The organism is Myxococcus faecalis, from assembly GCF_050039385.1.
Classification (GTDB): Bacteria; Myxococcota; Myxococcia; order Myxococcales; family Myxococcaceae; genus Myxococcus; species Myxococcus fulvus.
The window spans coordinates 811,691-837,341 of the sequence record NZ_CP144336.1; the positions used below are offsets into that span (position 1 = coordinate 811,691).

The following is a 25,651-nucleotide window of genomic DNA, read 5'->3' on the forward strand; positions in this document are numbered from 1 at the left end:
CCCCCAACGAAAGGTCAGTCATGAAGCGTACGTCCCTGCCCCTGCGTCTGGCGCTCGCGCCCGCGCTCCTCACCGGCTCGCTGTTCCTCGCGGCCTGCGGCGATGATGATTCCGACACCCCCAACGAGGGCGACTCCAAGGTCACCTCGGAGCTGGTCGTCACGTTCGCGGACAAGGTCGTGGTGCCGACCTATGCGCGGCTGGCCACGCGGCTGACGGAGCTGGACGCGGCCTGCGTCGCGCTCGCGACGGCGCCCACGACGGAGAAGCTGACGGCGGCCAAGGCGGCCTGGCGCGCGGCGCGCATCCCCTGGGAGCAGAGCGAGGGCTTCCTCTTCGGCCCCGTGGACAGCTTCGGCTATGACCCGGCGCTGGACAGCTGGCCGGTGAGCCACACCGAGTTGGAGGCGGTGCTGGCCAACAACGCCGCCCTCACCCAGCAGTACGTGAGCAACCTCAAGAACGAGCAGAAGGGCTTCCACACGCTGGAGTACCTCATCTACGGCGATGGCGGCACCAAGACGGTCGAGCAGCTGACGCCCCGCGAGCTGGAGTACGTCACGGCCCTGTCCGCGGAGCTCAAGGCCGTGGGACAGCTGCTGCACGGCGCGTGGGCGCAGGCGCACGACGGCAACCCGCCGTTCCGTGACACGCTCGCGACGGCGGGTCAGTCCGGCAACACCGCGTATCCGTCCGTGGAGGCCGCCGCCCAGGAGATCGTCGGTGGCATCACCACCATCCTGGACGAGGTCGCCAACGGGAAGATCGCCGAGCCCTACGACACCAGGGACCCGGACGTGGTGGAGAGCCAGTTCGCGTACAACTCGCTGGAGGACTTCAGCAACAACATCCGCAGCGTGGAGAACGCGTACCTGGGTCACCTGCAGGGCGAGGCCAAGACGGGCATGTCGCTGCGTGACGTAGTGGGCGTGGACAGCGCGCTCGACGCGAAGATCCGCCAGCAGATCGCCGGCTCCATCAGCGCCCTGGCTGCCGTCCGCGAGCCGTTCCGCGACTCCATCCGTGACGAGACGGAGCGCCCGAAGATCGCCGCCGCGCAGGAGGCCATCCGCGCCCTGCACGACACCTTCCAGGGCGAGGTCCTGCCCCTGCTGTCGAAGTGATGTAGGAACTCGGGCCAGGTGAACGCCATGCGACGTGCGGTGATGCTGGGAGCCCTGCTGCTGTGGTCCGCCGGTTGTGGCGAGGAGGCGCCGATGGTGCCCCTGGAGCCACCGAGGGCGGGCGGGGCCACCACCGTCGACAACCGCACGTCGCAGGCGTTCGCGCAGCCGGCCGCGAACCTGCGTCCCGAGTACGACCGGCTGCACCGTGCGGGCGACGCGGCGTTCGCGGCCATCTTCGTCCCGGCGCCCTCGCGGGTGAACCCGGGGCTCGGGCCCACGTACAACAACGTCTCCTGCAACGGCTGTCACCTGCGCAACGGGCGCGGCATGCCGGTGATGGGGCCCACCGCGCAGCGCACCCAGCTCCTCGTGCGCGTGAGCCTGCCGGAGGGCGTGCCCGACCATCCCCACGGCGCGGTGCCCGTCCCCGGACTGGGGCTCCAGGTGCGTGACCAGTCCATCTACGGCCAGGTGCCGCCGGCCTCGCTCACGCTGTCGTGGGTGGAGCGCACCGGACAGTACCCGGATGGCACGCCGTACACGCTGCGCTCGCCGAGCGTGCGCATCGTCAAGTCGGATGGCTCGGCGCTGCCGGAGGACATGATGATGTCGCTGCGGCTTCCTCCGCCCGTCTTCGGACTGGGGCTGCTGGAGGCCGTTCCCATCGAGGCGCTGCGCGCGCTCGAGGACCCGGATGACCGGGACGGTGACGGCATCTCCGGACGGCTGAACGAGGTCTGGGACGTGGCGCTGCGCACGCTGTTGCCCGGGCGCTTCGGCTGGAAGGCGAACAGCCCGCACCTGCTGCAGCAGTCCGCGGAGGCGTACTTCAACGACATGGGCATCACGAGCCCGCTCTTCCCGGAGCCGGACGGGACGCACGAAATCACCGCCGACATCCTTCAGGCGGCCGTCTTCTATTCCGAGTCGCTCGGCGTCCCCGCGCGCACCGCGCTGGAGGACCCCGTCGTCCAACGCGGCGAGAAGCTGTTCCGCGCGCTGGGCTGCGAGTCCTGCCACCGCGAGACGCTGGAGACGGGCGAGGCCGCCTACGAGGAGCTCGCCTTCCAGCGCATCCATCCGTACACGGACATGCTGCTGCACGACATGGGGCCGGAGCTCGCGGACGGACGGCCGGATGGCGCGGCCACGGGCACGGAGTGGCGCACGCCCGCGCTGTGGGGCCTGGGCCTGACGCACACGGTGCTGCCCTACTCCGGCTTCCTGCACGACGGCCGGGCCCGGACCATCGAAGAGGCGGTGCTGTGGCACGGCGGCGAGGCGCGCACCGCGCGCGACGGCTTCCACCGCCTGTCCGCCGATGACCGCGCCGCGGTGCTCAAGTTCCTCGGCTCGCTCTGAGGTGAGCGCGGCGGGAGTGTCCGCTCCCGGCCTCACATCGGGAAGGAGCGCTGCTTCAGCGTCTCGAGGAGGAAGTCGCGGAAGGCGGCGACCTTGCGAGGCATGTGCCGCTCCGCGGTGGAGACGAACCACACGCTCCCCGCCGGCATGCTCCACTTCGGAAGCAGCGCGACGAGTCGCCCCTCGGCGACCTCCGGTTCCGCGAGCATCGTCGGCAGGAACCCGATGCCCGCGCCCTGACGAAGCACCTCCCGCATGAAGAACATGTCGTCGCAGACGATGGCGCCATCCTGCGGCATGACGAGCGTCTCGCCGGGCCCCACGAGCCGGAAGGGCATGGGGGAGCGGAAGGACACCCAGGTGTGGCTGGAGAGTTCGCGAGGATGGCGCGGCATGCTCCGGCGCGCGAGATACGCCGGCGACGCATAGAGCCGCAGGGAGAGCGTCCCGAGGCGGCGGGCGCGCAGCGACGAGTCCTTCAACGGGGCGATGGCCAGTCGCAGCGCGGCATCGAAGCCCTCCGCGACCAGGTCCACGACGCGATTGTCCAGGTGCAGGTCCACCTTCACCGCGGGGTAGCGCGCCACGAAGCGGGTGATGACCTCCGCGAGCACCGTGGTCCCCCAGTCCACCACCGACGTCAGCCGCAGCACGCCTGACGGCTCCTCCTCCAACTCCGGCAGCTCCCCCACGGACTTGCGCAGCGCGAGCAGCATCGGGGACACCCGCTCGTAGAGCGCCTGTCCCGCGGTGCTGAGCGACACCCGGCGCGTGGTGCGGTGGATGAGCTGCACACCGAGCGAGGACTCCAGGCGGGCGATGCCCCGACTCACCGACGACTTGGGCAGGCCCAGCTTCTTCGCCGCGCTGGAGAAGCTGGCGCCCTCGGCGACGGCGACGAAGAGGGTGAGCTGGTTCAGGTCCATTGTTCCTCCCGTGGAACAGTATGCTCCAGCGGGCCGCATTGTGCAGGACGCCGGGCGGCGCTACCCATGAGCCGGAGCCAATGTCGCTCCCTCGCTCTGGAGATTCACATGACGGCCACATCCCCCACCCTGCTCGTCACCGGCGCCTCCGGCCATCTGGGCCGCCGCGTCGTGGAGCTGCTCCTCGAGGCCAGGAAGGGGCCTCTCATCGTCACCACGCGCGAGCCGTCGAAGCTCGCGGACCTGGCGGCGCGCGGCGTCGTGGTGCGCAAGGCGGACTTCGATGACGCGTCGACGCTGGACGCGGCGTTCGCCGGCGCGGAGCGACTGTTGCTCGTCAGCACGGACTCGCTCGATGTTCCTGGCCGCCGAATCACCCAGCATCGCCATGCCGTGGAGGCCGCGCGGCGCGTGGGGGTGAAGCACGTCGTGTACACGTCGCTGACGCGGCCGGAGCCCGACTCGCCCATCACGCTCGCCAAGGACCACTGGGCCACGGAGCAGGCGCTGGCGGCGAGCGGACTGGGCTTCACCGTGCTGCGCAACAACGTCTACATGGAGATGCTCTTGCACAGCCTGCCCCAGGCCGTCGCGCAGGGGCGGCTCGTCACGGCGACCGGGACGGGGGCCACGGCGTATGTCACGCGCGAGGACTGCGCCCGGGCGGCGGTGGCGGCGCTCGCCTCCTCGTACGAGGGACAGCGCGTGCTGGAGATCACCGGGCCGTCGGCGGTGACGCAGGCGGAGCTGGCGCGGTTCGCGGGTGAGCTGTCGGGGCGCCCCGTCGAGTCCATCGCCGTGGACACCGCGAGCCTCGCCGCGGGCCTGGTGGCGCACGGGTTGCCCGCACCGATGGCGGAGGCCTACGCATCGTTCGACGCGGCCGTGGCACAGGGGCGCATGAGTGGAGTGAGCACGGCCATCGCCGACCTCACCGGGCACGCGCCCGTCGACATCCGCGACTTCCTGTCGGCCCATCGCGCGGTGTTCGCGGCGAAGGGACACTGAGGGGCGGAGGCCCCGCGGGGGTGGGAAAATTGACGGGGTGCTACGGGCCTGTAGCGTCGAGCCCATGCCCCCTCTCGCCCTCGCCGCCCCCGTGCTCTCGCGCCAGGCCGACCCGGTCCGAGTGGCGACCGAACGCCTCGCTCGCGCGCTCCCCGCTCGCACCGACGCGGCGGTGCTCGTCGACCTGCTGGAGGACGATTTGAGGGAAGGGCTGGACGCGCTCGGTGACGTCGAAGCGCACTTCTACGACGTGTTGAGCACGCTGCGCGGCGCGACGTTGTCACCGGGGAACCTCATCAACACCGGGGATGACCTTCGCGTCCTCGAGCGGCTCGACGAGCTGCACGACGTCGTCGTCCAGCTTCGCAAGCGATTGGCCCAGGCGGCCGCGATGGCGCATCAGGGCGCGCCCTCGCGGGTTCGCTGACCGCCGACACCATTCGCGCTGTCACGTCGACACCGGGCCGTCGCCCGCCTGCGCCGCGAGGCGGATGCACAGACGATGACGGCTCTCGCGGAGCGGCACCGCGAGCAACGAACGCTCGCGGCGCGCCCTCTCATGTCTCTACAGACCCGTGCCTCAATTCGCCGGAGCCGCGCCGCCGGGTGCTGACGTCGCGGGCACGGCGCTGGCCGGGGCAGGCGCCGCATTGGCCGGAGCAGGCGTCGCGGGCAGCGTCGTGGCGGACCCCGCGTTCAACGGCGTGGGAGACCCGAAGAGCGGCGGCGCGGGCGCGGCATTCAGTGGCGTGGGCGTTCCGAGCAGCCCCGGCGGCGGTGAGCCCGGCGCCGCATTGAGCGGCGGCGCCGTCGCGAGGATGCCCGGACTCACCTGCGACGTGCCCAGGAACGCATCGAAGCTCGGCGACGTCACCGAGGGCACCGGCACCGAGAACGACCCCGTGGTCGCCAGGCTCGACGTCGTCCCCGAGGAGCCGAAGAACCCAGGCGCCGTCCCCACCGGCGACGCGCCCGTCGTCAGCACCCCCTCCGCCGCGAGCGTCGGGCTCGTCGTCGGTGTCCCCAACGTCACCCCCGAGATGTTCACCGGCGGCTCCGCCACCACGCTCGTGGGGAAGCCGCCACTCACCACCGCGGGCGACTCGGGCGCCGTCACATCGGCCGTCCCCGTCCCCACCGTGGCGCCTCCCCGCACCACCGTGCCGCCCTGCCCCCCGCCCACGAACACCCGACTGCCCCCGGGCGTCCCCACCTCCGGCGCCGACACGGACGTTCCCGTCGCCAGGCCACTGCCACCCGTGGCCGTCGGCTGCGGAAGGATGGGCGGCAGGCCAGGCGCGACGTTCGCCGGCACGGGCGTCAGCCGCGTCGGGTCCACCGTCAGATTCCCCGTGTTCTCCACCACCGCCACCGAGCGCACCGGAACCCCGGCCACCTCGATGGCCACGTCCTCGAACACGAACTGCACGAAGCCCCGACGCTCGACGTCCGTCGGCAGGTTGTACGCGAGCACCACCAGCTCCGTGTCCCCCGCCCGCGCCTGACGCAGCATCCGGTGCGTCGAGTCATCCGCGAACGCCCCGGCGTCCAACGCCGCCACGTGGATGAGCGCCGTGTCCGTCAGCAACCGGCCATCACGCCACACGCTCCCCACTCCCCACACGGCCACCGCCGCATGGGAGCGGGTCATGACCGACCACCCCAGCCCGCTGTCCCCGTAGATGGGCACGTTCAGGAGCACGCCGCCGCCCACCGTGTGGCGGGGTGCCGGGGGCACGCTGGACGAGGCCTGGGAACGGGCCTGGGCGGGCGGGAAACCGGCCTGGGCGAGCTCCACCCGGTACTCGGTGTTCCCCAGCCGGAACGTCGCCTGGAAGGCCGCCTTGTCGCCGTACGTGGCCTGGGCCAGGTCCACCCGGTCCTCCACGGTGAGCTCGGCGCTCCCCGTGCCGGATTCGGCCAGGTCCGTGAAGGGCAAGGGTCCTTGGATGAAGAAGCCGTCCGGTCGCTCGGTCCCCGCGCTGGCCTCCCGGCCCTCGAACGTGAACCCGCCTGGCCCGGCGGCCAGTACTCCGGACAAAAGAAGCGTGGTGAGAGGTCCCGCCATCGACGCTGCCTCCTTGTGCAACAAGGTAGGCAGCGGAGCGGGGAACGACAGTCCCCTCTCTCCAAAGAAGACTAGATGAGGCCCCGCGCGCGGCGGATCTGCTCCACCGTCTTGTTGTACTCGATCTCGAAGCTGCTCGTTCCCTCCTGCAGGTGCTTCAGGCGGGAGCGCGCCTCCTTGTCGATGTCCTCGTCCACGTCCAGGTGCTTCTTCATCACCACGTGGATCTTTTGACGCAGCGAGTTATCCGCCGAGAAGACCTCTTCGACGTTCCGGCTGATGAGCAGGAACTCGATCATCTGGTTGATGACGTATTCGATGCCCTCGTCGCCCATCTTGAAGCCGCGGACGTCCGCCATCTCGCGCTTCACCTGGTTGAACTTGGAGGGGTCGTATCCGCGACGCTCCAGCGCCTCGCGCGTCGCCTGGTTCACACGCTCTTCGTTCGCGAGGTACTCACGCATGATGGCCGAAAGGTCCATCTCGGCGTCCGCCACGCGCATCGGCTCCACCTCGATGTCCCCATCCTGCATGAGCCGTTGAATCGTCTCTCGCGAAATGATCGGGATCACCTTCGGATACAGCCTCATGTCGGTCCCTCGCCCTCTTTGGAGCTGCTCGAATCGTCAACCGCTATAAATCAGCGCGGAGCCCAGTCGCAATTAAAAACCCCAGGAACGTCGCGGTTCCAGCGCGCTTCCCCCCGCAGTCTGCAGCGGAAATTAATCACGCCGCACCGGGTGGCGACCCTCCCCGTGATTTTTCGTGGGAGGGTTCGGTGGCGTCATCCAGGGAAGCCTCCCGGACGGGGTCCTCGGCCTCTTCGTCGGGGTGTCCATGAAGCCCCGCATGGACCCGCTCCGCCACCGCCGGACCGACGACTTCCGCCAGCTCCTCGATGCTCGCCTCACCCACGCGCTTGAGCGAGCCGAAGTGCTTGAGGAGCGCCTTGCGCCGCACCTCCCCCACCCCCGGGATGTCCTCCAGCGCCGAGCGCACCCGGCTCTTTCGCAGCACCTGTTTCTGGAAGGTGATGGCGAAGCGGTGCGCCTCGTCCCGCATGCGCGTCAGCATGAACATCTCCGCCGAGTTCTGCGCCAGCACGATGGGGTCCTTTCGCCCCACGACGAACACCCGCTCGGGGCTGCGAGCGCTCTCCGCGTCCCGGTCGAAAACCTCCAGGTCACGGCTCTTGGCCAGGCCCACCACGTCCACCGTGTCCACGCCCAAATCCTTCATGGCCGCGTGCGCGCTGGCGAGCTGGCCCTTGCCGCCGTCGATGACGAGCAGGTCCGGCAGGTCGCCGTCCTCCTGGCCGCGCTTGAGCCGGCGCGTGACGACCTCGTACATGCTGGCGAAGTCGTCCTGCTTCTCCAGCGTCTTGATCTTGTACTTCCGGTAGCGGGACTTGTCGGCCTCGCCATCCGTCACGGCCACCTGGGAGGCGACGATGGCGGAGCCCTGGAAGTGGGAGATGTCGAAGCACTCCATGCGGCGCGGGAAGTTGCGCAGGCCCAGCCGCTGCTGGAGGCGGGAGAGCACCTGGTCGGTCTCGTCCTTGGTGCGCCGGCGCTCGATGAAGGCCTGCTCGGCGTTCTTCTCCGCCATCTTCACCAGCTCGTGCTTCTCCCCTCGCTTGGGGACCATGACGCGCACGCGCTCGCCCTTCCGCTCGGTGAGCAGGCCCTCCAGCCCCGCCAGGCCGTCCTCCGGCTCCAGCGGCAGCAGGACCTCCTCCGGCACGAAGCTGCCCTGGTCGTAGTAGAGGTTCACGAACGAGGCGAGCAACTCCTCGTTGGGGAACTCCTGGCTGCCGAAGGGGAACGCCTGCCCGCCGTTGAGGCGGCCCTGCCGGACCCAGAGGACGTAGAACAGGATGCGGTCCCCCTCGCGGTAGAGGGCGAACACGTCCTGGTCCTTGAAGTCCGTGGTGGCGACCTTCTGACGCTCCAGGCTTCGTTCAATGGCGAGCAGTTGGTCGCGCACCCGCGCGGCCTCCTCGAACTTCAGGTCCTGCGCCGCGCGCTTCATGCGCAGCCGCAGGCCCTCCACCAGCTCGCTCGCCTTGCCCTCCAGGAACATGACGACCTCGTCCACGCTGCGACGGTAGTCGTCCTCGGGGACCGGGTAGACGCAAGGGGCCGGGCAGCGGCCGATCTGGAACAACAGACAGGGGCGCTTGCGGTTGGCCAGCACGTGGTCCGTGCAGGTGCGCAGCCGGAAGTAGCGGTTGATGATGCGCAGCGTCTCGCGGATGGCGCCGGCGCTGGAGTACGGGCCGAAGTAGCGCGCGCCGTCGCGCTCGTACTTTCGGACGACCTCCAGGCGCGGATACGCGTGGGTGCGGTCCAGGCGCAGCGAGATGAACTGCTTGTCGTCCTTGAGCAGGACGTTGAAGCGCGGGCGGTGCTTCTTGATGAGCTCGTTCTCGAGGAGCAGCGCCTCCTTCTCGTTGTGGACGAGCACCGTCTCCAGGTCGCCGAGCAGCTCGTCGAGCAGCGACACGAAGACGCGCGTGTCCCCCGTGCGCGTGAAGTACGAGCGCACGCGGCTGCGCAGGTTGATGGCCTTGCCCACGTAGATGATCTGCCCGCGGCGGTCCTTCATCAGGTACACGCCGGGCTCGGTGGGAAGGGCGTCGAGCTTCTCCTGGAGCTTCACGTCCATGACAGGCGCCTCCTAGCGGCGCGGCTTCGCCCGTGACGAACGACCCCGGCCCCGGCCCTTCTTCGGCGCGTCGTCCTCCTTGGCCTTCGCCGGGCCCTTGAGCAGCGAGCGCGACGCGGGCTTGAGGCCCAGGTCCATGTCCTTGAGCAGCTGCACCTTGTCCCGGTACTCGGCGGCCTTCTCGAACTCCATCGACTCGGCGGCCCGGTGCATGTCCTGTGTGAACTCCTCGATGAGGCGCTTGAGCTCCTTCGACTCGAGCACGTCGTCCTCGCCCTCGGCCGCCATGGGCAGCGCGCCCGCGGACTCGGCGTCGTAGAGGTGCTCGGACAGGTCCGTGATGTTGCTCTTGACGGAGCGCGGGGTGATGCCGTGCTCCTTGTTGTACTGGCGTTGGATCTCCCTGCGACGGGAGGTCTCCTCCAGCGCCTTCTTCATCGAGTCGGTGACGGAGTCCGCGTACATGATGACGCGGCCATTCAGGTTGCGCGCCGCGCGGCCGATGGTCTGGATGAGCGACACGTGGCTGCGCAGGAAGCCCTCCTTGTCCGCGTCGAGGATGGCCACCAGCGACACCTCGGGGATGTCCAGGCCCTCGCGCAAGAGGTTGATGCCCACCAGCACGTCGAACTCGCCCTTGCGCAGGTCGCGGATGATGGCCGTGCGCTCAATCGCGTCGATGTCCGAGTGCAGGTAGCGCACGCGCACGCCCACGTCCGCGTAGTACTCGGTGAGGTCCTCTGCCATGCGCTTGGTGAGCGTCGTCACCAGGACGCGCTCGTTGCGGCTGACGCGGACGCGCACCTCCTCGAGCAGGTCATCGACCTGGTTGCCGACAGGGCGCGTCTCCACCTCCGGGTCCGTCAGGCCCGTGGGGCGGATGATCTGCTCCACCACCACGCCCTGGGACTTCTGCAGCTCGTACTCGGACGGCGTCGCGGAGACGAAGACGGCCTGCGGCACCAGCTCCTCGAACTCGCCGAACTTCAGCGGCCGGTTGTCCAGCGCGCTGGGCATGCGGAAGCCGAAGTTGACCAGCGTCTCCTTGCGCGCGCGGTCTCCCCGGTACATGGCGCCAATCTGCGGCACCGTCTGGTGGCTCTCGTCGATGAGCACCAGGAGATTTCGCGGGAAGTAGTCGATGAGGCACGGCGGCGGCTCACCCGGGGCCCGCCCCGAGAAGTGCCGCGAGTAGTTCTCGATGCCGTTGCAGTAGCCGACCTGCTCCATCATCTCCAGGTCGAACATGGTGCGCTGCTCCAGCCGCTGCGCCTCCAGCAGCTTGCCCTCGCGCTTGAAGATGCCGAGCTGCTCGGCCAGCTCGTCGCGGATGGTCTGGATGGCGCGCCTGCGCGAGTCCTCGCCGGCGACGTAGTGGCTGGCGGGGAAGATGACGACCTTGTCCAGCACGCCGAGCGTCACGCCGCGCAGCGGGTCGAACTCGGTGATGCGCTCCACCTCGTCGCCGAAGAAGCTCACGCGGATGGCGCGCTCCTCCTCGTAGGCGGGGAACACCTCCACGGTGTCGCCGCGCGCGCGGAAGGTGCCGCGGTGGAAGTCCATGTCGTTGCGCTCGTACTGGGACTCGACGAGCCGGCGCATGAACGCGTCGCGCTCCATCTCCCCGCCCTGGTCCACCCGCACCGCCAGGTCCACGTAGCTGCGCGCCGTGCCCAGGCCGTAGATGCAGGAGACGCTGGCGACAATCACGACGTCGTCGCGCGTGCGCAGCGAGTGCGTGGCCGAGTGGCGCATGCGCTCGATGTTGTCGTTGATGGACGAGTCCTTCTCGATGAAGGTGTCCGTCGACGGGACGTAGGCCTCGGGCTGGTAGTAGTCGTAGTACGAGACGAAGTACTCGACGGCGTTGTTCGGGAAGAGCGACTTGAACTCGCCGTAGAGCTGGGCGGCCAGCGTCTTGTTGTGCGCGATGACCAGCGTGGGCCGCTGCACGTTGGCGATGATGTTCGCCATGGTGAACGTCTTGCCGGAACCGGTGACGCCCAGGAGCGTCTGGTAGCGGTCGCCCCGCTGCACGCCCTCCGTGAGCTCGCCAATGGCCCTCGGCTGGTCGCCCTCGGGCTGGTGGTCGCTGACGATCTGGAACTCAGGCATATCCGCGAGGTTTAACACCCTCGCGGAGGGAAACACTGCACATTTGTACCCGCCCGTCGACCGGCGGACGGAGCGCCCCCTGCCCTACTTCGAGGCGCCTTCCGACGGGGGCGTCCTGGGCGCCTCCAGCGCCTTCAAGGCCGCGAGGCGGGCCGCCTCGAACTCGTCGCCCTTGTTCCAGCGCGGCAGCTCCGGCACGCGGGCCACGTGGGCCCCCAAGAGGAAGAACAGCCGGGCGTCCTCCACCGCGCCGGACATGTCCCAGTCCGCGCGCAGCTCGTCGGAAGGCTGGTGGTAGTGCTTGGCCTCCCACGCCTCTCGCTGCTGGCGGCCCCAGCCCTCCGGCTTGCCGATGAAGTCCATGCCGCTGCCGAAGTATGCGGCGGGGATGCCCTGGCGCGCGAAGTTGAACTGGTCCGAGCGGTAGAAGAAGCCCCGGTCCGACAGCTGGTCCGCCTTCACCACGCGGCCCTGCGTCTTCGCCAGCGCCGTGATGACCGCGTCCAGGTTGGACTTGCCCAGGCCGATGACGGTGATGTCGCGCGTGCGTCCGTGGATGTTGGCGCCGTCGATGTTGACGTTGGCGGCGATGCGGCCCGCGGGCACGGGCGGGTGCTCGGCGAGGTACTGCGAGCCCAACAGCCCCTGCTCCTCCGCGGCCACCGCGGCGAAGAGGATGGAGCGGCGCGGGGCCTTGGGCAGCGAGCGGTAGGCACGCGCCACCGACAGCATCGCGGACACGCCCGCCGCGTTGTCGAGCGCGCCGTTGTAGATGGTGTCCTCGCCCGGCTTGCCGCCCTCCTTCCTGCCCAGGTGGTCGTGATGCGCGCTGTAGAGCACCACCTCGTTGGACAGCTTCGCGTCGCTGCCGGGCAGCAGCGCCAGCACGTTCGCGGTGGGCCTGCGGCGCACCTCGTTGGCGAAGCGCGTGGACACCGTCACGCCCAGCGGCACGGGCTGGAAGTCGCGCGACTGGGCGGCGGCGCGCAGCGTCTCCAGGTCGCGCCCCGCGAGCTGCAGCACCCGGCGCGTGGCGTCCTCCGTCGTCCACGCCTTCACCTGGAGGCGGGGGCCGGTGGTGGCGGGCAGCTCGAACTGCTCACCCGTCCACGACGACTGGACCACCTGCCACGGATAGCCGGCGCTCTGCGTGGTGTGCAGGATGATGGCGCCCGCCGCGCCCACCTTCGCCGCCTGCTCGTACTTGTAATCCCAGCGGCCGTACCACAGCCGCGTGCGGCCGCCGAAGATGCGCGGGTCATCCTCCGGGTCGCTGTTGAGGATGAGCAGCGTCTTGCCGCGCACGTCCATCCCCTTGAAGTCGTCCCACTCGTACTCGGGCGCCTGGATGCCGTAGCCCACGAAGACGAGCTCGGAGGCGTCCAGCCGCGCCTCGGGGCTCTGCACGCCCGACACCGCGATGAAGTCCTCGTGGAACTTCAGCTCCGCGCTGCCCAGGGGCGCGCGCACGGAGATCGCCTGGGGATGGCCGGTGACGCCCACCAGGTCGAAGGGCTGGAAGAACGTGCCGTCCGAGCCCGCGGGCTTCAGGCCCAGGGCCTCGAACTGCGAGGCGATGTACGCCTGTCCCAGCGCGTCGCCCCGGGTGCCGGGTCCGCGTCCCTCGAGCAGGTCGTGCGCGAGGAAGCGGATGTGCGCGCGCAGCACGTCCGGGTCGATGGTGCCCGCGGCCGTCTTCTCGGCGGGCGTGACGAGGGGCGCGCGCTGGGCGAGCGCGGGAGCGGAGGCCAGGGCCAGCAGCAGTGACAGCAGGTGCTTCATGGTGCCCCGAGCCCTAACACGAAGGCCCGGGGCACCGCAGCCCTTCAGCCCTGCGCGGCCGCCACCTTCCACGAGGTGCCGGCGGGCGTATCCATGATTTCCACGCCCTTCTCCTTCAGCGTGGTCCGCACCCGGTCCGCGGCGGCGAAGTCCTTGGCCGCCCGAGCGGCCGTCCGCTCACCGAGCAGCCGCTCCACCTCCGCCACGTCGATGCCCCGCTCGCGCACGGCGCGCTCACGCCGGCGCAAGAGCCACGCGCTCGAGTCGTCCTCGAACAGGCCGAGCACGCCGGACACCTTGCGCACGTCCTCGCGCAGCGCGCGCAGCGTGCGCCCGACGAGCGCCTTGTCCTTCACCGGCGGCTTGTCGGTCAGCTCGTTCATCAGGCCGAACAGCCCCGACAGCGCGCCCAGGCCGCCCGCGCTGTTGAAGTCGTCGTCCATGGCGCACTCGAACTCGGCGAGGAAGCGGTGCGGGTCGCCGTGCACCGGCCCGTCGCCGAAGTCCTTGCCGGCGAGCCGCTCGTCCACCTTGCGCAGGGTCTCGTAGAAGTACTCCATGCGCGCCTCCGCGTCGGCCAGGGCCTTGTCGGAGAAGCTGAGCGGGTGGCGGTAGTGCGTGGAGAGGAAGAAGAAGCGCAGGGCCTCCGCGTCCACGCGCTGGAGCGCGTCGCGCAGGCGCACCACGTTGCCCAGCGACTTGGACATCTTCGCGCCTTCCAGGTCCAGGAAGCCGCAGTGCATCCAGTACTTCGCGAACTCCACCCCGTTGGCGGACTCGCTCTGGGCGATTTCGTTCTCGTGGTGGGGGAAGATGAGGTCCAGCGCGCCGCCGTGGATGTCGAACGTCTCACCCAGGTACTTCGCGCTCATCGCCGAGCACTCGATGTGCCAGCCCGGACGCCCCGGGCCCCAGGGGCTCTCCCACGCGGGCTCGCCGGGCTTGGCCGCCTTCCACAGCGCGAAGTCGAGCGGCTCGCGCTTCTGGTCGCCGGGCTGCACGCGCTCGCCCACGCACAGGTCCTCCAGGTGGCGCTTGGACAGCTTCGCGTAGTCCTTGTCCGCGCTGACGGAGAAGTACACGTCGCCCTGGGACGCGTAGGCAAAGCCCTTGTCCACGAGCTTCTGGATGATGCCGATGATTTCCGGCAGGTGGTCGCTCACCTTGGGCGCCACGTCCGGCTCCAGCATGTGCAGCGCCTTGGCGTCCTCGCGGAAGAGCTCGACGTAGCGCGCCGCCAGCGCCACCGGGGCCTCGCCCGTCTCCTGGGCGGCCTTGATGATCTTGTCGTCCACGTCCGTGAAGTTCCGGACATAACGAACCTGGAGCCCCCGGTACCGGAGGTAGCGGACCACCACGTCGAACGACGTGAAGGTGCGAGCATTCCCGATATGGATGTAGCTGTAGACCGTGGGCCCACAGACATAGACCCCCACGCAGCCCGGGACAGAGGGCTGCAAGAGCTCCTTCTGCATGGTCATCGTGTTGAAGAGCCGGATGGTGGGGGGAGTCGTCACTTGCGCCATTCCTCCTGGAGGTCCGTCTTTGTGCGTGTGGCCGCCACTCTAGATTCCCGGTCCCTGTACAGGCCAGCATTCACGGGGTCTTGAATCCGGAAGGGCTGGGGGAAACCATCGGACCTGGACAACTTCGGACGCCCAGGGCCTGAGAACCTTCCAGCCGGTCCTCAATCAGCGAGAATGGTGTTCATGGCTCCACCGAATCCCAAGCGCCCGCCCCGCCCTCCCCGCCCGCCGGGTTCGCAGGCGCCGAAGGAACCCGAGGTGGAGCTGCCCTTCGACGACGACGAGGTGGCGCCCCTGCAGGCCGATGACCCGCGTCCCCAGCGCGTGCCCCAGTACCCGGCGGGCCCGCGCAAGGCGCCCCGTCAGGGCTCGGGCAAGGGCCGCGACAAGGCGGACCGGGAGCTGTCGGCCAGGTTCGACTGGGGCCGCGAGTACTCGAACCCCGGTCACCCGCCGGCCTTCCTGTACGTCGAGCGCGGCCCTGGCATCGGGCAGCTGGTGCCGGTGCAGCAGGGCTCGCTGGTGTTGGGGCGGTCCTCGTCCTCGGACCTGAGGCTGCAGCACCCGTCCATCAGCCGGCGGCACGCGCAGGTCATCCGCACCGGGGACCAGTTCCTCCTGAAGGACCTGGGCAGCCAGAACGGCACCTTCCTCAACCGCGTCCGCGTCACGGGCGAGGTCGAGGTGATGTCGGGCGACGAAATCACCCTGGGCAACGCGCTGCTGCGGCTGCGCGGCCCCGGAGGCACGCCCGCCGCGGGTCTGCCTGCCATCTCCCAGGCCCTGCCTCCGCCCGTGCCTCGCAAGCGAGGGCTGGGGCCGCTGGGCGTGGGGCTCGTCGCCGCGGGCGTGGGCTCCACCGTGGCCGCGCTGGTGACGGTGCTGGCCGTGGGGCTGAGCTCGAGTCGCGCGGTGAATCCCACCGAGGGCGCGACGACGAACGCGGGCGCGACGACGGCGAGCGGCGATACGAATGCCGAGCCGCCCCTGCTCGTGGACCCGGGCAATGCGCGCGCCGTGACGGGACGCGCGGTCGACGAGGGTCCTGGCGGAGAGCACGCTGGCACCGCGAAGGTCGAGCGGACCGCCTCGGACGAAGGCTCGGGCACGAAGCGCCCCTCGTCGCCGGCTGGACTCAGCGCCCGCGACATCGCCGGGAATGGCAACCGGGGCGCACAGCAGGACACCGGCTCGCGGGGTTCGCGGACCGATGACGTCTCGGACGGACAGGGCGCCGCCGGCTCCGCCAACACGGTCGCGGCCACCGGCATGAGCGCCCGGGACATCGCCTCGGGAGCGGGCCGCTCGCCGTCGAGCAACACGGTTGCGTCTCCAGCCCCGAGCGCCCGGGACATCGCCTCGGGTGCGAGCCGTGGCGCATCCCCGGGCAGCTCCGTTGCATCCTCGAGCCCGAGCGCCCGGGACATCGCCTCGGGCGCGAGCCGGGGCTCGCCGCCGGCCAGCACCGTTGCATCGCCGAGTCCGAGCGCTCGCGATATCGCCTCGGGCGCAGTCCGGCCGAGCAGTGCCAGCGCGGACGTGGAGGTGGCGGCCTTCCCCGAACCCACCGCCCCCAAGGCCGCGCCGTCGAAGCCCACGGGCCCCGTGACGGAGGCGGACGTCCTGCGCCTCTACGAAGCCAATGACCTGGCTGGCGCGATGGACCTGGCCAAGGGCGCCCGCCTCAACACGCTCCACGCCCAGCTCGTGCGCTTCGAGGCCACCAGCGCCGAGTCCCGCAAGGCGCTCGCGAAGGGCGACACGGCGCGCGCCATCTCCCAGCTCGCGCTGGCGACGCAGATCGACCAGGAGCTCTCCAAGGGCTGGAGCCTGCAGGGGCCGCAGCTGCGCAAGCAGCTCTCCATCCTGTACGTCCGCTCCGGCGTGGACCACGTGAAGGCCCACGACTCGAGCGCCGCGCGGGCCGCCTTCCAGCAGGCCCTCAAGTACGACTCGGGCAACCGCAGCGCCATCGAGGGCCTCAGGCGTCTGGAGACCACCGCCGAGTCAGCCCCCTGACCAGCAGCACCGCGTTCAACACCGCGAACGCGAGCAGCGCCAGGGCCACCAGCACCCGCCCCCGGTCCTCACCGGGGCGCTCCCCCTCGATGAGAAGCCACAGCCGGCCCTCGTGGGGCTGAAGCTCTCCCATGCCCTTCAACAACGCGAGCGCGTCCCGGTAGCGAGGCGCGTCCTCCTGCGCCAGGAGCCGCCCCCGGATGGCGAAGGGCCGCGAGTCCGGTGAAGGCGGAGGCCGGCCCTCCACCCAGTCCTCCCCAGGCAACGCGAGCCTGCGCACCACGAACGGAGACTCGCGCAGGCCCACCAGGACGAACGTCGCGCCGCCCTCGCGCTCGTAGGCGCCCCGCGCGGTGGGGATGCCATGCACCTGGGCGTAGCGGTTGGAGACCAGCGCGTCGAACCGGTAGTCCCCCTCCACGCCCAACGTGAGCGGAGCGGCCGGGGAGAAGACATACGCCAGCTCCCGACGCTGCATCGCCAGCAGCGCAAGGCTCACCATGATGCCCAGCACCGCGGCCAGCGGCCTGACGCCCACGCGACGGCGCGCGAGCCTCGCCTCCAGCTCGGCGATGCGAAGGTCCCGCTCGGCCCGCGCCGACGCGGAGGAGGATGACGGCTCAATCATGACGCACAAACACGAAGCCCCGAGCTCCCTGCGAGGGAACCCGGGGCGGGAGTGTCGGGCTGGAGGCCCGGCTCAGGCCAGGTTGAAGATCTTCTTCAGGTCCGACTCGATCTCTTCCTCGGAGCAGTCCTTCGCCAGCGACAGCTCCTTGATGAGCAGCGAGCGCGCGGTGTCGAGCATCTTGCGCTCGCCGAACGACAGGTCCTTGTCGCCCTTCAGGAGGTAGAGGTCACGCAGCACCTCGGCGATCTCGAAGACGGAGCCCGTCTTGATCTTCTCCATGTACTCCCGGTACCGACGGTTCCAGGTGGTGGAGTCGACCGAGATGTCCTTCTCCTTGAGGATGGAATAGACCTGCTTCACATCCTCCTCGCTGATGATCTCCCGGAGGCCGACCGACCCGACCTTGTTGATCGGGATCATGATCCGCATCCCGTTCTCCAGGATGCGCAGCACGTAGAACGACTGGCGCTGCCCGGCCACTTCGGTGTGCTCGATACCCATCACCTCACCGACGCCCTGGCCCGGATAAACCGCCTTGTCACCAGTCTTGAAGCTGGTCTGCACTAACTGCCTCCTTGAAAGACTCGCAACCGGCCTTCCATCAACAAGCCGGGCACTACTACCACAAACCACATCAACGGGCAACGATAACGCCTTGACCACCCAGAACGCGTCCGACTACGTTGTCGGTTTTCGTACGCGATGACGCTCGGTGTGCGAGCTGGCGTGACGGACGGTGCAGGTCGGGGTGGTGGGTGGAACGTTACGCTTGGCGCGACCTGGGGACGCGTCCCCTCTTCTTTCCTTCGTTGAGCCTGCTGCTGGGCGCTCTCTGGTCACCCGGAACGGATGGCTCGGCGGAGCTATTTCTGGTCTGCGGGGTTTTGCTGGGACTGGTCGGCCTGGCGCTCGCCCGGCTGCCTGGTGCTCACCTGGCGGTGTTGGGGGCACTCTGGATGGCGGGAGCCGGCCTGTCGCACTGGGAGGCCCGGGTGCGGGTGCCCGCGTCCCTCCAGGGCGGCGGCGAGGCGGTGCTGGAGGGCGAGGCGGAGCGGGTGGACGCCGTGGAGGGCGGCACGCGCGTGCGGCTCGTGGTGGCCCGGGCGGGACCCTCGGAGACGGCGCTCGAGCCGGCCCGGTTCAAGGTGAACCTGACGTTGCGCGGCGCGCCCGTGGAGTTGCTGCCGGGCCAGCGGCTCCGAGCGCGGACGCGGCTCACCCCGGACGCTCCGGCGGCCAATCCCGGTGAGAAGGACTTCTCCTCGGTCCGGCGGCGACAGGGCGTGGCCTTCACCGGGTCCACGAGCGCGGAGCGGGTGCTGGTGTTGTCGCTCGCGTCGACGTGGCGGTGGAGCCTGGAGGACACGCGCGAGCGGCTCGCGGAGCAGACGCACCGGGTGGCGCCGTCGCGGGACTCGGCGGCCCTCTTCCTGACGTTGGCGGCGGGACGCCGGGCGGAGCTGGCTGCAGGGTGGGAGGACGCGTTCTCACGCGCGGGCCTCGCGCACGTGCTCAGCGTGAGCGGGCTGCATGTCGCGGCGCTCGCGTTGATGACGCTCGCGGTGCTGCGGCGGTTGCTGGTGAGAGCGGGCGCGCGGTGGCGGATGGTGGATGCGCGTCGGGTGGCGGCTCCGGCGGCCGTGCCCTTCGTCTGGGCCTACGTGCTGTTCACCGGGAACCAGCCTCCGGCGGTGCGCTCGGCGGTGATGGCCACCGTGGTGCTGTTGGGGCTGGCGTGGTGGAAGCGCGCGGATGGACTCAACGGCCTCAGCGCCGCGGCCCTGGTGCTGGGCTTGTGGGCGCCCTCCAGCGTGGAGGACCTGTCCTTGCGGCTGTCGTTCCTGGCGGTCTTCGGCCTGGTCGTGCTCGTGCCCGCGCTGAGGCTGGCGCTCCCCCTGGCGCCCGCGGACCCTCGCGAGCCTCGCCGATGGGTGCGGTGGTGGCACCAGTCGCGCGAGGCCATGGCGCAGACGCTGTGCGCGAGCGGCGCGGCCACGCTCGCGGGGCTGCCCGTGGTGGCCTCGGCCTTCGGACGGGTGAGCCTGGCGGGGCTCCTGTCCAATGTCGTCGCCCTGCCCCTCTGTGGCCTGCTCACGGGGCTGGCGGCGGGAGGGGCGGCGCTGTTCGTCATCTCGCCCGTGGTGGCCACGCCCGTGCTGTGGGCGGGCGCGTGGGCGTCGGAGGCGCTGCTGTGGGTGACGCGCGTGTTCGCGGCCATGCCCCTGGCCGCGGTGGAGGTGCCGTCGCTGGGCCTCTGGGCCGCGCCGTATGCGCTGGGATTGCTGGTGTGGGCCCTGGGCGCGGGGCGGTGGAGACACGGCCTGTGGCTCACGCCCGCGGCGCTCGTCGCCACCGTGCTCGTGCCCCGGGTGATGCCGCAGCCGGGCCTGCGCGTCACCTTCCTCTCCGTGGGGCAAGGAGACGCCGTGGTGCTCAGCTCGCGGGGACACCATGCGCTGGTGGACGGCGGCGGCGCGCCCAACGGCGCGGACACGGGCACGCGCTTCGTGCTGCCCTACCTGCGCCACCAGGGTATCTCCGCGTTGGATTTGACGGTGCTGTCCCATCCGCACCCGGACCACGCGCTGGGATTGATATCGACCCTGGGACAGGTGCCCACCGCGCGCCTGTGGCTGCCCGCGGGTGACGAGGGCGGTCCCCTGTCACGGCAGGTGGTGAAGGCGGCGGGCAGCGCACGTGTCGAGGAGGTGGAGGCGGGCCATCCGCCGCTTCGCCTGGGAGACGCGACGGTGGAGGTGCTGGGGCCACCCGGCCCGACGGAGCGGGAGCTGCTGGAGGGCGTCAATGACCGCAGCGTGGTGCTGCGCGTGCGCCATGGCGACGTCACGGTGCTCCTGCCCGGCGACATGGAGCACGACGCGGAGGAGCTGCTGACGGAAGGCCTGGGCCCGGTGACGGTGATGAAGGCACCCCACCATGGCTCCCGGACGTCCTCCACCCAGGCGCTGCTGGAGCGGGTGCGCCCCCAGCACGTCGTCTTCTGCGTCGGCCGGCGCAACCGCTTCGGCTTCCCCCACCCGGAGGTCGAGGCGCGCTACCGCGCCCTGGGCAGCGAGTGTTGGCGGACGGACATCGACGGCGCCGTCACGGTGGAGAGTGATGGGCGGGAAGTCCGGCTGGTCCCTCACCTGACGCGCGAGCCGGAGCCCTCCGCGCCACGACTTGCCGCGGGGGAGCGTCATTCCCATCGTTGAGTCGATGATTCCCGAGGACATCGACCTGCGGCAGTTGACGGCGGACCTGAAGTCCAAGCTCGGCCCTGGAGAGCCCGTGGGCTACCTGCGCGGCAAGTCGCTCATGCGCGACCTGCTCGTGGACCTGAAGGGGTACTCGCAACAGGAGGCCGAGGAGCTCATCGACACGCTCGAGCTCCAGGGCTTCCTCCGCTTCCTGGGCGACACCTCCGAGCGCTCCGTCGCGGATGCCCAGTGGGACATCAGCCCGCACGCCTGAGCGCGGGGGCGCGGCCCCTCACTGGAACGTCAGCCACCCGAAGCGCGGCAGCGCGTGGAAGTCACCGACGAAGAGCGGTGAGAAGGCCTGGCCTTCCACCGTCTTCCGGCCGTGGTGCTCCAGCCGATAGAGATTGAAGCGCCACTTGTCCCCAGGTTGCGGCGGCACCCGGGGCACCTCCGCGAGCTTCGCGAAGGGGATGCGCATCTCCACGGACCAGCCCTCGTCCTTGTCGGAGGCGTCATCCAGCGTGCCGCGCACCTTCACGGCGGACGTCAGCCCCGAGTCCCACGACAGGTCCATGCCCTGCCGACGCGCGGGGAAGTACGCGTCGAACTGGACGTTGTGCGGTGACACCTGCAGCTCGTTGTACGTGCGCCCGTCCGCGTTGGCGTCGAGGAAGATCTCCACCACCTCCTGCTCGTAGATGGGGTCGTCGCGCTTGCGCAGCGTGCCCCAGACGTCCGGGTCCTCGCAGTCGAAGGCCACGTACAGGTACGCGTCGTCGTAGGCCAGGTGCGCCTCGGTGCGCAGCCGCACCGCGCGCCCGTCGAAGCTGCCCTTCAGCACCACCGGCGTCGCCGTCTTCCAGACCGCGTCATCGAGCACGCCGTCCAGCTTGGGCGCCGTCTCGGCCCGGCGCACGACGTACTCGGGGAGCGCCGGCGCGGCGCCGCCGAGCTGGGGCCCGAGCATCCGGTTCGCGCCGTCCTGGGCGGAGGCGTCGTCCACGGCCAGCCGCTCGTCGCCGCGCCAGAAGCCCAGCATGACCCGCGCGGGGGCGTTGGGCATGGGCACGACGTGGACATCCTCGATGACCTTGCCCACCGGCCACGTGGCCAACGGCGCGGCGCCGTCCTGGATTTCGTGGTCCGCGTTGACGACCATGCCGCCGCTCGCCACGTCCACCACGTGGACGAAGAAGCCGTAGCCCTGGGGCGGCTGCGCGCGCGCCTGGAAGTAGTGCGAGAGCTGGACCTGCTGCCCCGGGGCGGCGTTCGCGGGCGTCACCTTCGAGCCCAGGTACACCACCGAGCCGCCGGCGAACGTCGTGCCCGCGCGGAAGGTCAGGTCCGAGGGCGCGGCGTCCAGGATGCGGGCGCGGGCAGGCTCCGGCAGACGCTGCGTGCGCGGCTTGGGGCCCGCCTGTTCATCGCGGCACGCGGCCACGGAACACGAGAGGGTCAGGAAGAGGACGATGGAGGAAGTGCGCATCGGCGGCGGGCATCCTAGCGGCCTTCCCGCGGCGAGGTGGGCTCCATCGCGCCTGCGTTCGACCCGGGCGGCCCTCCGCTCACCTGCCCGCCCGCGCGTCCCACGTCCCATTCGCGCGCGACAGGGCCATCTTGCTTCCGGAGGTCTCGCCCATGTCGCGACGTCGAGTGCTCATCCCCGCCGTCCTGCTGCTCTGGGCGGCCCCCGCCCTGGCCGCGTCGCCCGCCGCGCCCCAGGCCAGCGGCTCCGCGTGGGTGGACAAGCAGCCCCTGGCGTCATGGAACGTGTCGGGGGCCACGCTGCCCAAGGCGCCTCGTGGCGATGGCCAGTCCCTGCGCACGGGCCCCTGCGCGAAGCTCGCGCGAAAGCCCACCACCGCGTCGGACCGGGCCGTGGTGAAGGCGGGCTGGACGCTGCTGGGCGCGCTGCAGGTCTACGACACGACGGAGGTCATCACCGCCGCGGCCGAGGGGGACGGCCAGTGCCGCGCCATGGGCTACCAGGTGTTCGTCTTCGTCGACGGCCGCTTCGCGGGCACATTGTCGCCGGAGCCCATGTCGGACCGGTTCGACGGAGCGCTCGGGGACGTGCGGCTGGTGGACGCGAAGAGCCTGTCGGGCGCGGTGCGCCGCTACTCGGACGAGGATCCGCTGTGCTGCCCCTCCCGACAGGCCTCCGTCGACTACGAAATCCGGCCCGGACCCAAGGGGCCCGTGGTGACGGCGACCTCGGCCACCACACAACCGACGTCCTCGCCGTGACAGGACCTGGAGGCCCCGCATGAGCACGTCATCCCCGGCTCCCCACGAGTTCCACAAGGAGCTCGCCGACGCCATCCTCCACCTGCGCCCCGCGCGCGAGCGCAGGCGTGAGTACATGGTGGAGCTGCTCGCCACCGTGCTGCTCGCGCTCGCCACCGTCGGCTCCGCGTGGAGCGCGTACCAGGCCACCCGCTGGAGCGGCGAGCAGTCCTACGAATACAGCAAGGCGAACGCGCTGCGCTCCGAGGCCGTCCGCGCCGCCAACGAGATGGCGCTGCTCGTCGAGGTGGACACGAGCACCTTCGGGAACTGGGCCGCCGCGTGGAGCGACGGCGACGAGAAGCGGGCGCGGTTCTTCGAGCAGCGCTTCCGCGAGGAGTTCCGCCCCGCCTTCGAGGCGTGGCGCGCGGAGGGACTCGAGCAAGGCGTCGCGCCGCCGGACACGCCCTTCACGCGGCCCGAATACTACCCGGCGCCTCGCGAGCGCAGCCGGCTGCTGAACGAAGAGGCGTCAGCGACCTTCGACAAGGCGCGGCAGGCCACCCAGAACGGCGACAACTTCACCTTCTGCGTCGTCCTCTTCGCCTCCGTCCTCTTCTTCGCGGGCGTGGCCACGAAGCTCGACCACCCGTCGCTGAAGCTCTCGCTGCTCGCCCTGGGTGTGGTGATGATGGTGGCCGCGAGCGCGTACATGTTCTCGCTCCCACAGAACATCGGCTTCCGACTCCGGTAAGGCGGAGTTCGGGGCCCGCGACGGCGGCCCGGACACGCGGGCCCGGCGCGGATTACGAAGGGACATGAGCCCCTTCCTGACAGCCACGTGGCGCTACCTCGTGATGCTCAACTACGAGGTGGACCCGAAGGTGCTCGCGCCGCTCGTCCCCCGAGGCACGGAGCTGGACACGTGGCGAGGCAAGGCCTTCGCCAGCATGGTGGGCTTCCGCTTCCTCGACACGCGCGTGCGCGGGCTCGCGGTGCCCTTCCATCGCGACTTCGACGAGGTCAACCTCCGCTACTACGTGCGCCACCGAGGACCCGAGGGATGGCGACGGGGCGTGGCCTTCGTGCGGGAGCTCGTCCCCCGGTGGGCCATCGCGACGGTGGCGCGCGTCGTCTACAACGAGCCGTACCTGGCGCTGCCCATGCGGCACCTCGTGGAGATGGACGGCGCCGAGCAGGGCGCACCGGGCCGCCTGGAGTACGGCTGGAAGCACGCGGGCCGCTGGCATCGGCTCGCGGCGCGCACGCGGGGCGCTCCCCTGCCCAGCGCTCCGGATTCGCAGGAGGAGTTCATCACCGAGCACTACTGGGGCTACACACCCCAGCGCGACGGAGGCAGCGCGGAGTACCGCGTGGAGCACCCGCGCTGGTCCGTGTGGCGCGCCGAGGACACCGTCTTCGAGTGCGACGTGGCGAAGCTGTACGGCGAGCGCTTCGTGCCCTTCCTGCGGGGCACGCCCGCCTCCGCGTTCGTCGCGGATGGCTCCGCGGTGGCCGTCCATCCTGGCGCGCGCGTGTCGGAAGTGGACACTTCACTCGACCCGGCCGCCTGAGCCGTCTCGCGGCGAGGACGGGCCGGGCCAGCGCCCGGGACGCACCCAAGCGCCAAGCACGCGAATCCCCGTGCGCCAGGGCGGTCCACCCGTTGCTCCAGCCCCGGGTCATGCGCTTCGAATTCCAGCACCTGGGCACCACCACGCCCTTCGAATTGCCCGAGGGCCATCACCTGCTGGGCGGCGGTCCCGAGGACCATGTCCGCCTGGAGGCCCTGCCGCCCCACCTCTTGTCCCTGCACATCGAGGGGCAGCGGCTCATGGTGGAGGCGACCCGGACCTTCGACGTCAACGGGGTGCTCGTGCCTCCGGGCGTGTCCAGGCTGGTGCTCCCCGGCGAGGTGGTGGGCCTGCCCGACACGATGCGCCTGAGTGTCCTCCCGGAGACACCCGAGCAGCGCGCCCAGGGCACTGTCGCCGTGCTCAAGGGGCTGCTCACGGGCCTGGACGCGGCCCCTTCCCGCGCGGCCACCCTCACCTGCCTGACGGGACTGGACGTGGGCCGGATGCACGCGCTCGCGGACGCCCGCACGGACCTCGGTCGGGGACAAGAAGCCACGCTGCGCCTTCGCGACAGGTCCGTGTCCCGCAATCACGCGCGCATCCACCACGAAGAAGGTGTGTTCGTCCTGGAGGACCTGGGCAGTCCCAACGGCGTCTACGTCAACGGGGAGCGCGTCCAGGAGCCCGTGACGCTGTGCGATGGCGACGTGCTGGAGCTGGGGCGCACGCTGCTGCGCTTCCAGGCGGCCCTGGACGAGGCGCCCGCGGAGCCGGCCGCCCCGGAATCCCCCGAACAGAGCCTCTCGGACACGGGGCCGGCGCAGACGGCGCCTCCTCGGCGGAAGGCTCGCGCGGAGTGGTGGTTCATCGGGCTGGGAGGCACCGCGGCGCTGGCGGGACTGCTCGTCACCTACCTCCTGATGACGACCTAGCGCGTCAACCCGGCAGCGGCGCCAGCCCAGCGCGTTCGACGAGAATCCGGGCGAGCTTCTGGTGATGCAGGAAGAAGCTGGTGAAGTGGACGAATCCCCACTGTCCCCGGATGGCGTAGACGGTGACGGGGCCCGGCAGCACGTCCACGTTGCGGATGTCCGAGAACGCGAAGCGCCGGGTGCGGACCATGCCCCGGTAGGTGATGCCCCGGGCGTCCACGACGATGAGCGTGCGCGCGTAGTACGCGAGCGAGACGCCGAAGAAGAGGATGAAGAAGCCCGCTGAGAGGAAGGTCTTCAGCGGCACCCCTTCGAACTTGAAGAGGTAGAGCAGCACCGCCACCCAGAGCAGACCCGCCGCCGCCATCGCAGCCGAGAGGCTACGACGAGGGCGAAAGACCTGCCGTCCGTTCATCTCCGCGTCGCGCCCGGTCATGCCTCCAAATTAATGCTTGGGGCTGACAGGATCCACCTGCCCCCCG

The 25,651-nt window shown here is 70.4% G+C and carries 22 protein-coding genes; 11 read left to right on the forward strand and 11 right to left on the reverse strand.

What is annotated here, in order from left to right; translation table 11 throughout:
• The first annotated feature begins 20 nt into the window (after positions 1-20).
• Together VZQ01_RS03105 and VZQ01_RS03110 are read left to right on the forward strand one after the other, a co-directional pair.
• Positions 21-1,124, forward strand: coding sequence for an imelysin family protein (locus tag VZQ01_RS03105; RefSeq protein WP_223746755.1), 1,104 nt, complete (start codon positions 21-23; stop codon positions 1,122-1,124).
• A 27-nt stretch (positions 1,125-1,151) separates the two neighbouring features.
• Entirely contained in the window at positions 1,152-2,489 is a 1,338-nt protein-coding gene (locus VZQ01_RS03110; RefSeq protein WP_408890851.1) for a di-heme oxidoreductase family protein, read from the forward strand.
• Positions 2,490-2,521: 32 nt separating this feature from the next.
• Here the strand turns inward: VZQ01_RS03110 and VZQ01_RS03115 are convergent, their stop codons facing one another.
• On the reverse strand, positions 2,522-3,415 hold the full coding sequence (locus tag VZQ01_RS03115) for a LysR family transcriptional regulator (protein ID WP_223783020.1): 894 nt from the start codon (positions 3,413-3,415) through the stop codon (positions 2,522-2,524).
• Positions 3,416-3,523: 108 nt separating this feature from the next.
• Here VZQ01_RS03115 and VZQ01_RS03120 point away from each other — a divergent pair, with 108 nt between their 5' ends.
• Both VZQ01_RS03120 and VZQ01_RS03125 read left to right on the forward strand, forming a co-directional pair.
• The gene (locus VZQ01_RS03120; protein ID WP_223783021.1) at positions 3,524-4,423 is read left to right on the forward strand and encodes an SDR family oxidoreductase; all 900 of its coding nucleotides are present in this window, start codon (positions 3,524-3,526) and stop codon (positions 4,421-4,423) included.
• Positions 4,424-4,487: 64 nt separating this feature from the next.
• Complete coding sequence (locus VZQ01_RS03125) at positions 4,488-4,850, forward strand: hypothetical protein (RefSeq protein ID WP_426746871.1); 363 nt, start codon at positions 4,488-4,490, stop codon at positions 4,848-4,850.
• A gap of 153 nt (positions 4,851-5,003) precedes the next feature.
• On the opposite strand, the gene VZQ01_RS03130 is transcribed toward VZQ01_RS03125, so the two are convergent.
• The 6 genes from VZQ01_RS03130 to cysS form a co-directional block, all read right to left on the reverse strand.
• Entirely contained in the window at positions 5,004-6,491 is a 1,488-nt protein-coding gene (locus VZQ01_RS03130) for a hypothetical protein (protein ID WP_426746872.1), read from the reverse strand.
• A 71-nt stretch (positions 6,492-6,562) separates the two neighbouring features.
• On the reverse strand, positions 6,563-7,081 hold the full coding sequence (locus tag VZQ01_RS03135) for a DUF507 family protein (RefSeq protein ID WP_046712884.1): 519 nt from the start codon (positions 7,079-7,081) through the stop codon (positions 6,563-6,565).
• Positions 7,082-7,217: 136 nt separating this feature from the next.
• Positions 7,218-9,158 carry an excinuclease ABC subunit UvrC gene (gene uvrC / locus VZQ01_RS03140; protein WP_141325214.1) on the reverse strand — a complete coding sequence of 647 codons (1,941 nt, stop codon included), beginning with the start codon at positions 9,156-9,158 and terminating at the stop codon, positions 7,218-7,220.
• A 12-nt stretch (positions 9,159-9,170) separates the two neighbouring features.
• Positions 9,171-11,273 (reverse strand): excinuclease ABC subunit UvrB, encoded by a 2,103-nt coding sequence (gene uvrB / locus VZQ01_RS03145; RefSeq protein ID WP_223746748.1) that lies wholly within the window; start codon positions 11,271-11,273, stop codon positions 9,171-9,173.
• A gap of 84 nt (positions 11,274-11,357) precedes the next feature.
• Entirely contained in the window at positions 11,358-13,055 is a 1,698-nt protein-coding gene (locus tag VZQ01_RS03150; protein ID WP_223746747.1) for a M28 family peptidase, read from the reverse strand.
• Positions 13,056-13,099: 44 nt separating this feature from the next.
• A complete protein-coding gene (cysS, locus tag VZQ01_RS03155) occupies positions 13,100-14,536 on the reverse strand; it encodes a cysteine--tRNA ligase (RefSeq protein WP_426748923.1) in 1,437 nt (478 codons plus the stop codon).
• Between the two features lie 228 nt (positions 14,537-14,764).
• Here cysS and VZQ01_RS03160 point away from each other — a divergent pair, with 228 nt between their 5' ends.
• A complete protein-coding gene (locus VZQ01_RS03160) occupies positions 14,765-16,600 on the forward strand; it encodes an FHA domain-containing protein (RefSeq protein WP_426746873.1) in 1,836 nt (611 codons plus the stop codon).
• Here the strand turns inward: VZQ01_RS03160 and VZQ01_RS03165 are convergent.
• Both VZQ01_RS03165 and VZQ01_RS03170 read right to left on the reverse strand, forming a co-directional pair.
• A complete protein-coding gene (locus tag VZQ01_RS03165) occupies positions 16,563-17,228 on the reverse strand; it encodes a hypothetical protein (protein ID WP_426746874.1) in 666 nt (221 codons plus the stop codon). The genes VZQ01_RS03160 and VZQ01_RS03165 overlap by 38 nt on opposite strands.
• Before the next feature lie 72 nt (positions 17,229-17,300).
• Positions 17,301-17,795, reverse strand: coding sequence for a CarD family transcriptional regulator (locus VZQ01_RS03170; protein WP_013939202.1), 495 nt, complete (start codon positions 17,793-17,795; stop codon positions 17,301-17,303).
• Positions 17,796-17,986: 191 nt separating this feature from the next.
• Here VZQ01_RS03170 and VZQ01_RS03175 point away from each other — a divergent pair, with 191 nt between their 5' ends.
• On the forward strand, positions 17,987-20,446 hold the full coding sequence (locus VZQ01_RS03175; protein WP_426746875.1) for a DNA internalization-related competence protein ComEC/Rec2: 2,460 nt from the start codon (positions 17,987-17,989) through the stop codon (positions 20,444-20,446).
• A gap of 4 nt (positions 20,447-20,450) precedes the next feature.
• Complete coding sequence (locus tag VZQ01_RS03180; protein ID WP_426746876.1) at positions 20,451-20,705, forward strand: hypothetical protein; 255 nt, start codon at positions 20,451-20,453, stop codon at positions 20,703-20,705.
• An 18-nt stretch (positions 20,706-20,723) separates the two neighbouring features.
• Here the strand turns inward: VZQ01_RS03180 and VZQ01_RS03185 are convergent, their stop codons facing one another.
• Positions 20,724-21,920: a carbohydrate-binding family 9-like protein gene (locus tag VZQ01_RS03185; protein WP_426746877.1), complete on the reverse strand. Its 1,197-nt coding sequence runs from the start codon at positions 21,918-21,920 to the stop codon at positions 20,724-20,726.
• A gap of 152 nt (positions 21,921-22,072) precedes the next feature.
• On the opposite strand from VZQ01_RS03185, the gene VZQ01_RS03190 reads away from it, so the two are divergent.
• The 4 genes from VZQ01_RS03190 to VZQ01_RS03205 all read left to right on the forward strand — a co-directional run bounded on the left by VZQ01_RS03190 (position 22,073) and on the right by VZQ01_RS03205 (position 25,169).
• Positions 22,073-22,681, forward strand: coding sequence for an LppP/LprE family lipoprotein (locus VZQ01_RS03190; RefSeq protein WP_426746878.1), 609 nt, complete (start codon positions 22,073-22,075; stop codon positions 22,679-22,681).
• 19 nt (positions 22,682-22,700) lie between these two features.
• Positions 22,701-23,414, forward strand: coding sequence for a hypothetical protein (locus tag VZQ01_RS03195; RefSeq protein WP_426746879.1), 714 nt, complete (start codon positions 22,701-22,703; stop codon positions 23,412-23,414).
• 64 nt (positions 23,415-23,478) lie between these two features.
• Positions 23,479-24,234, forward strand: a complete 756-nt coding sequence (locus VZQ01_RS03200) for a YqjF family protein (protein ID WP_426746880.1) — start codon at positions 23,479-23,481, stop codon at positions 24,232-24,234.
• 110 nt (positions 24,235-24,344) lie between these two features.
• Positions 24,345-25,169 (forward strand): FHA domain-containing protein, encoded by an 825-nt coding sequence (locus VZQ01_RS03205; protein ID WP_223746738.1) that lies wholly within the window; start codon positions 24,345-24,347, stop codon positions 25,167-25,169.
• Between the two features lie 4 nt (positions 25,170-25,173).
• Here the strand turns inward: VZQ01_RS03205 and VZQ01_RS03210 are convergent, their stop codons facing one another.
• Entirely contained in the window at positions 25,174-25,605 is a 432-nt protein-coding gene (locus VZQ01_RS03210) for a PH domain-containing protein (RefSeq protein WP_141325203.1), read from the reverse strand.
• Positions 25,606-25,651: the final 46 nt, after the last annotated feature.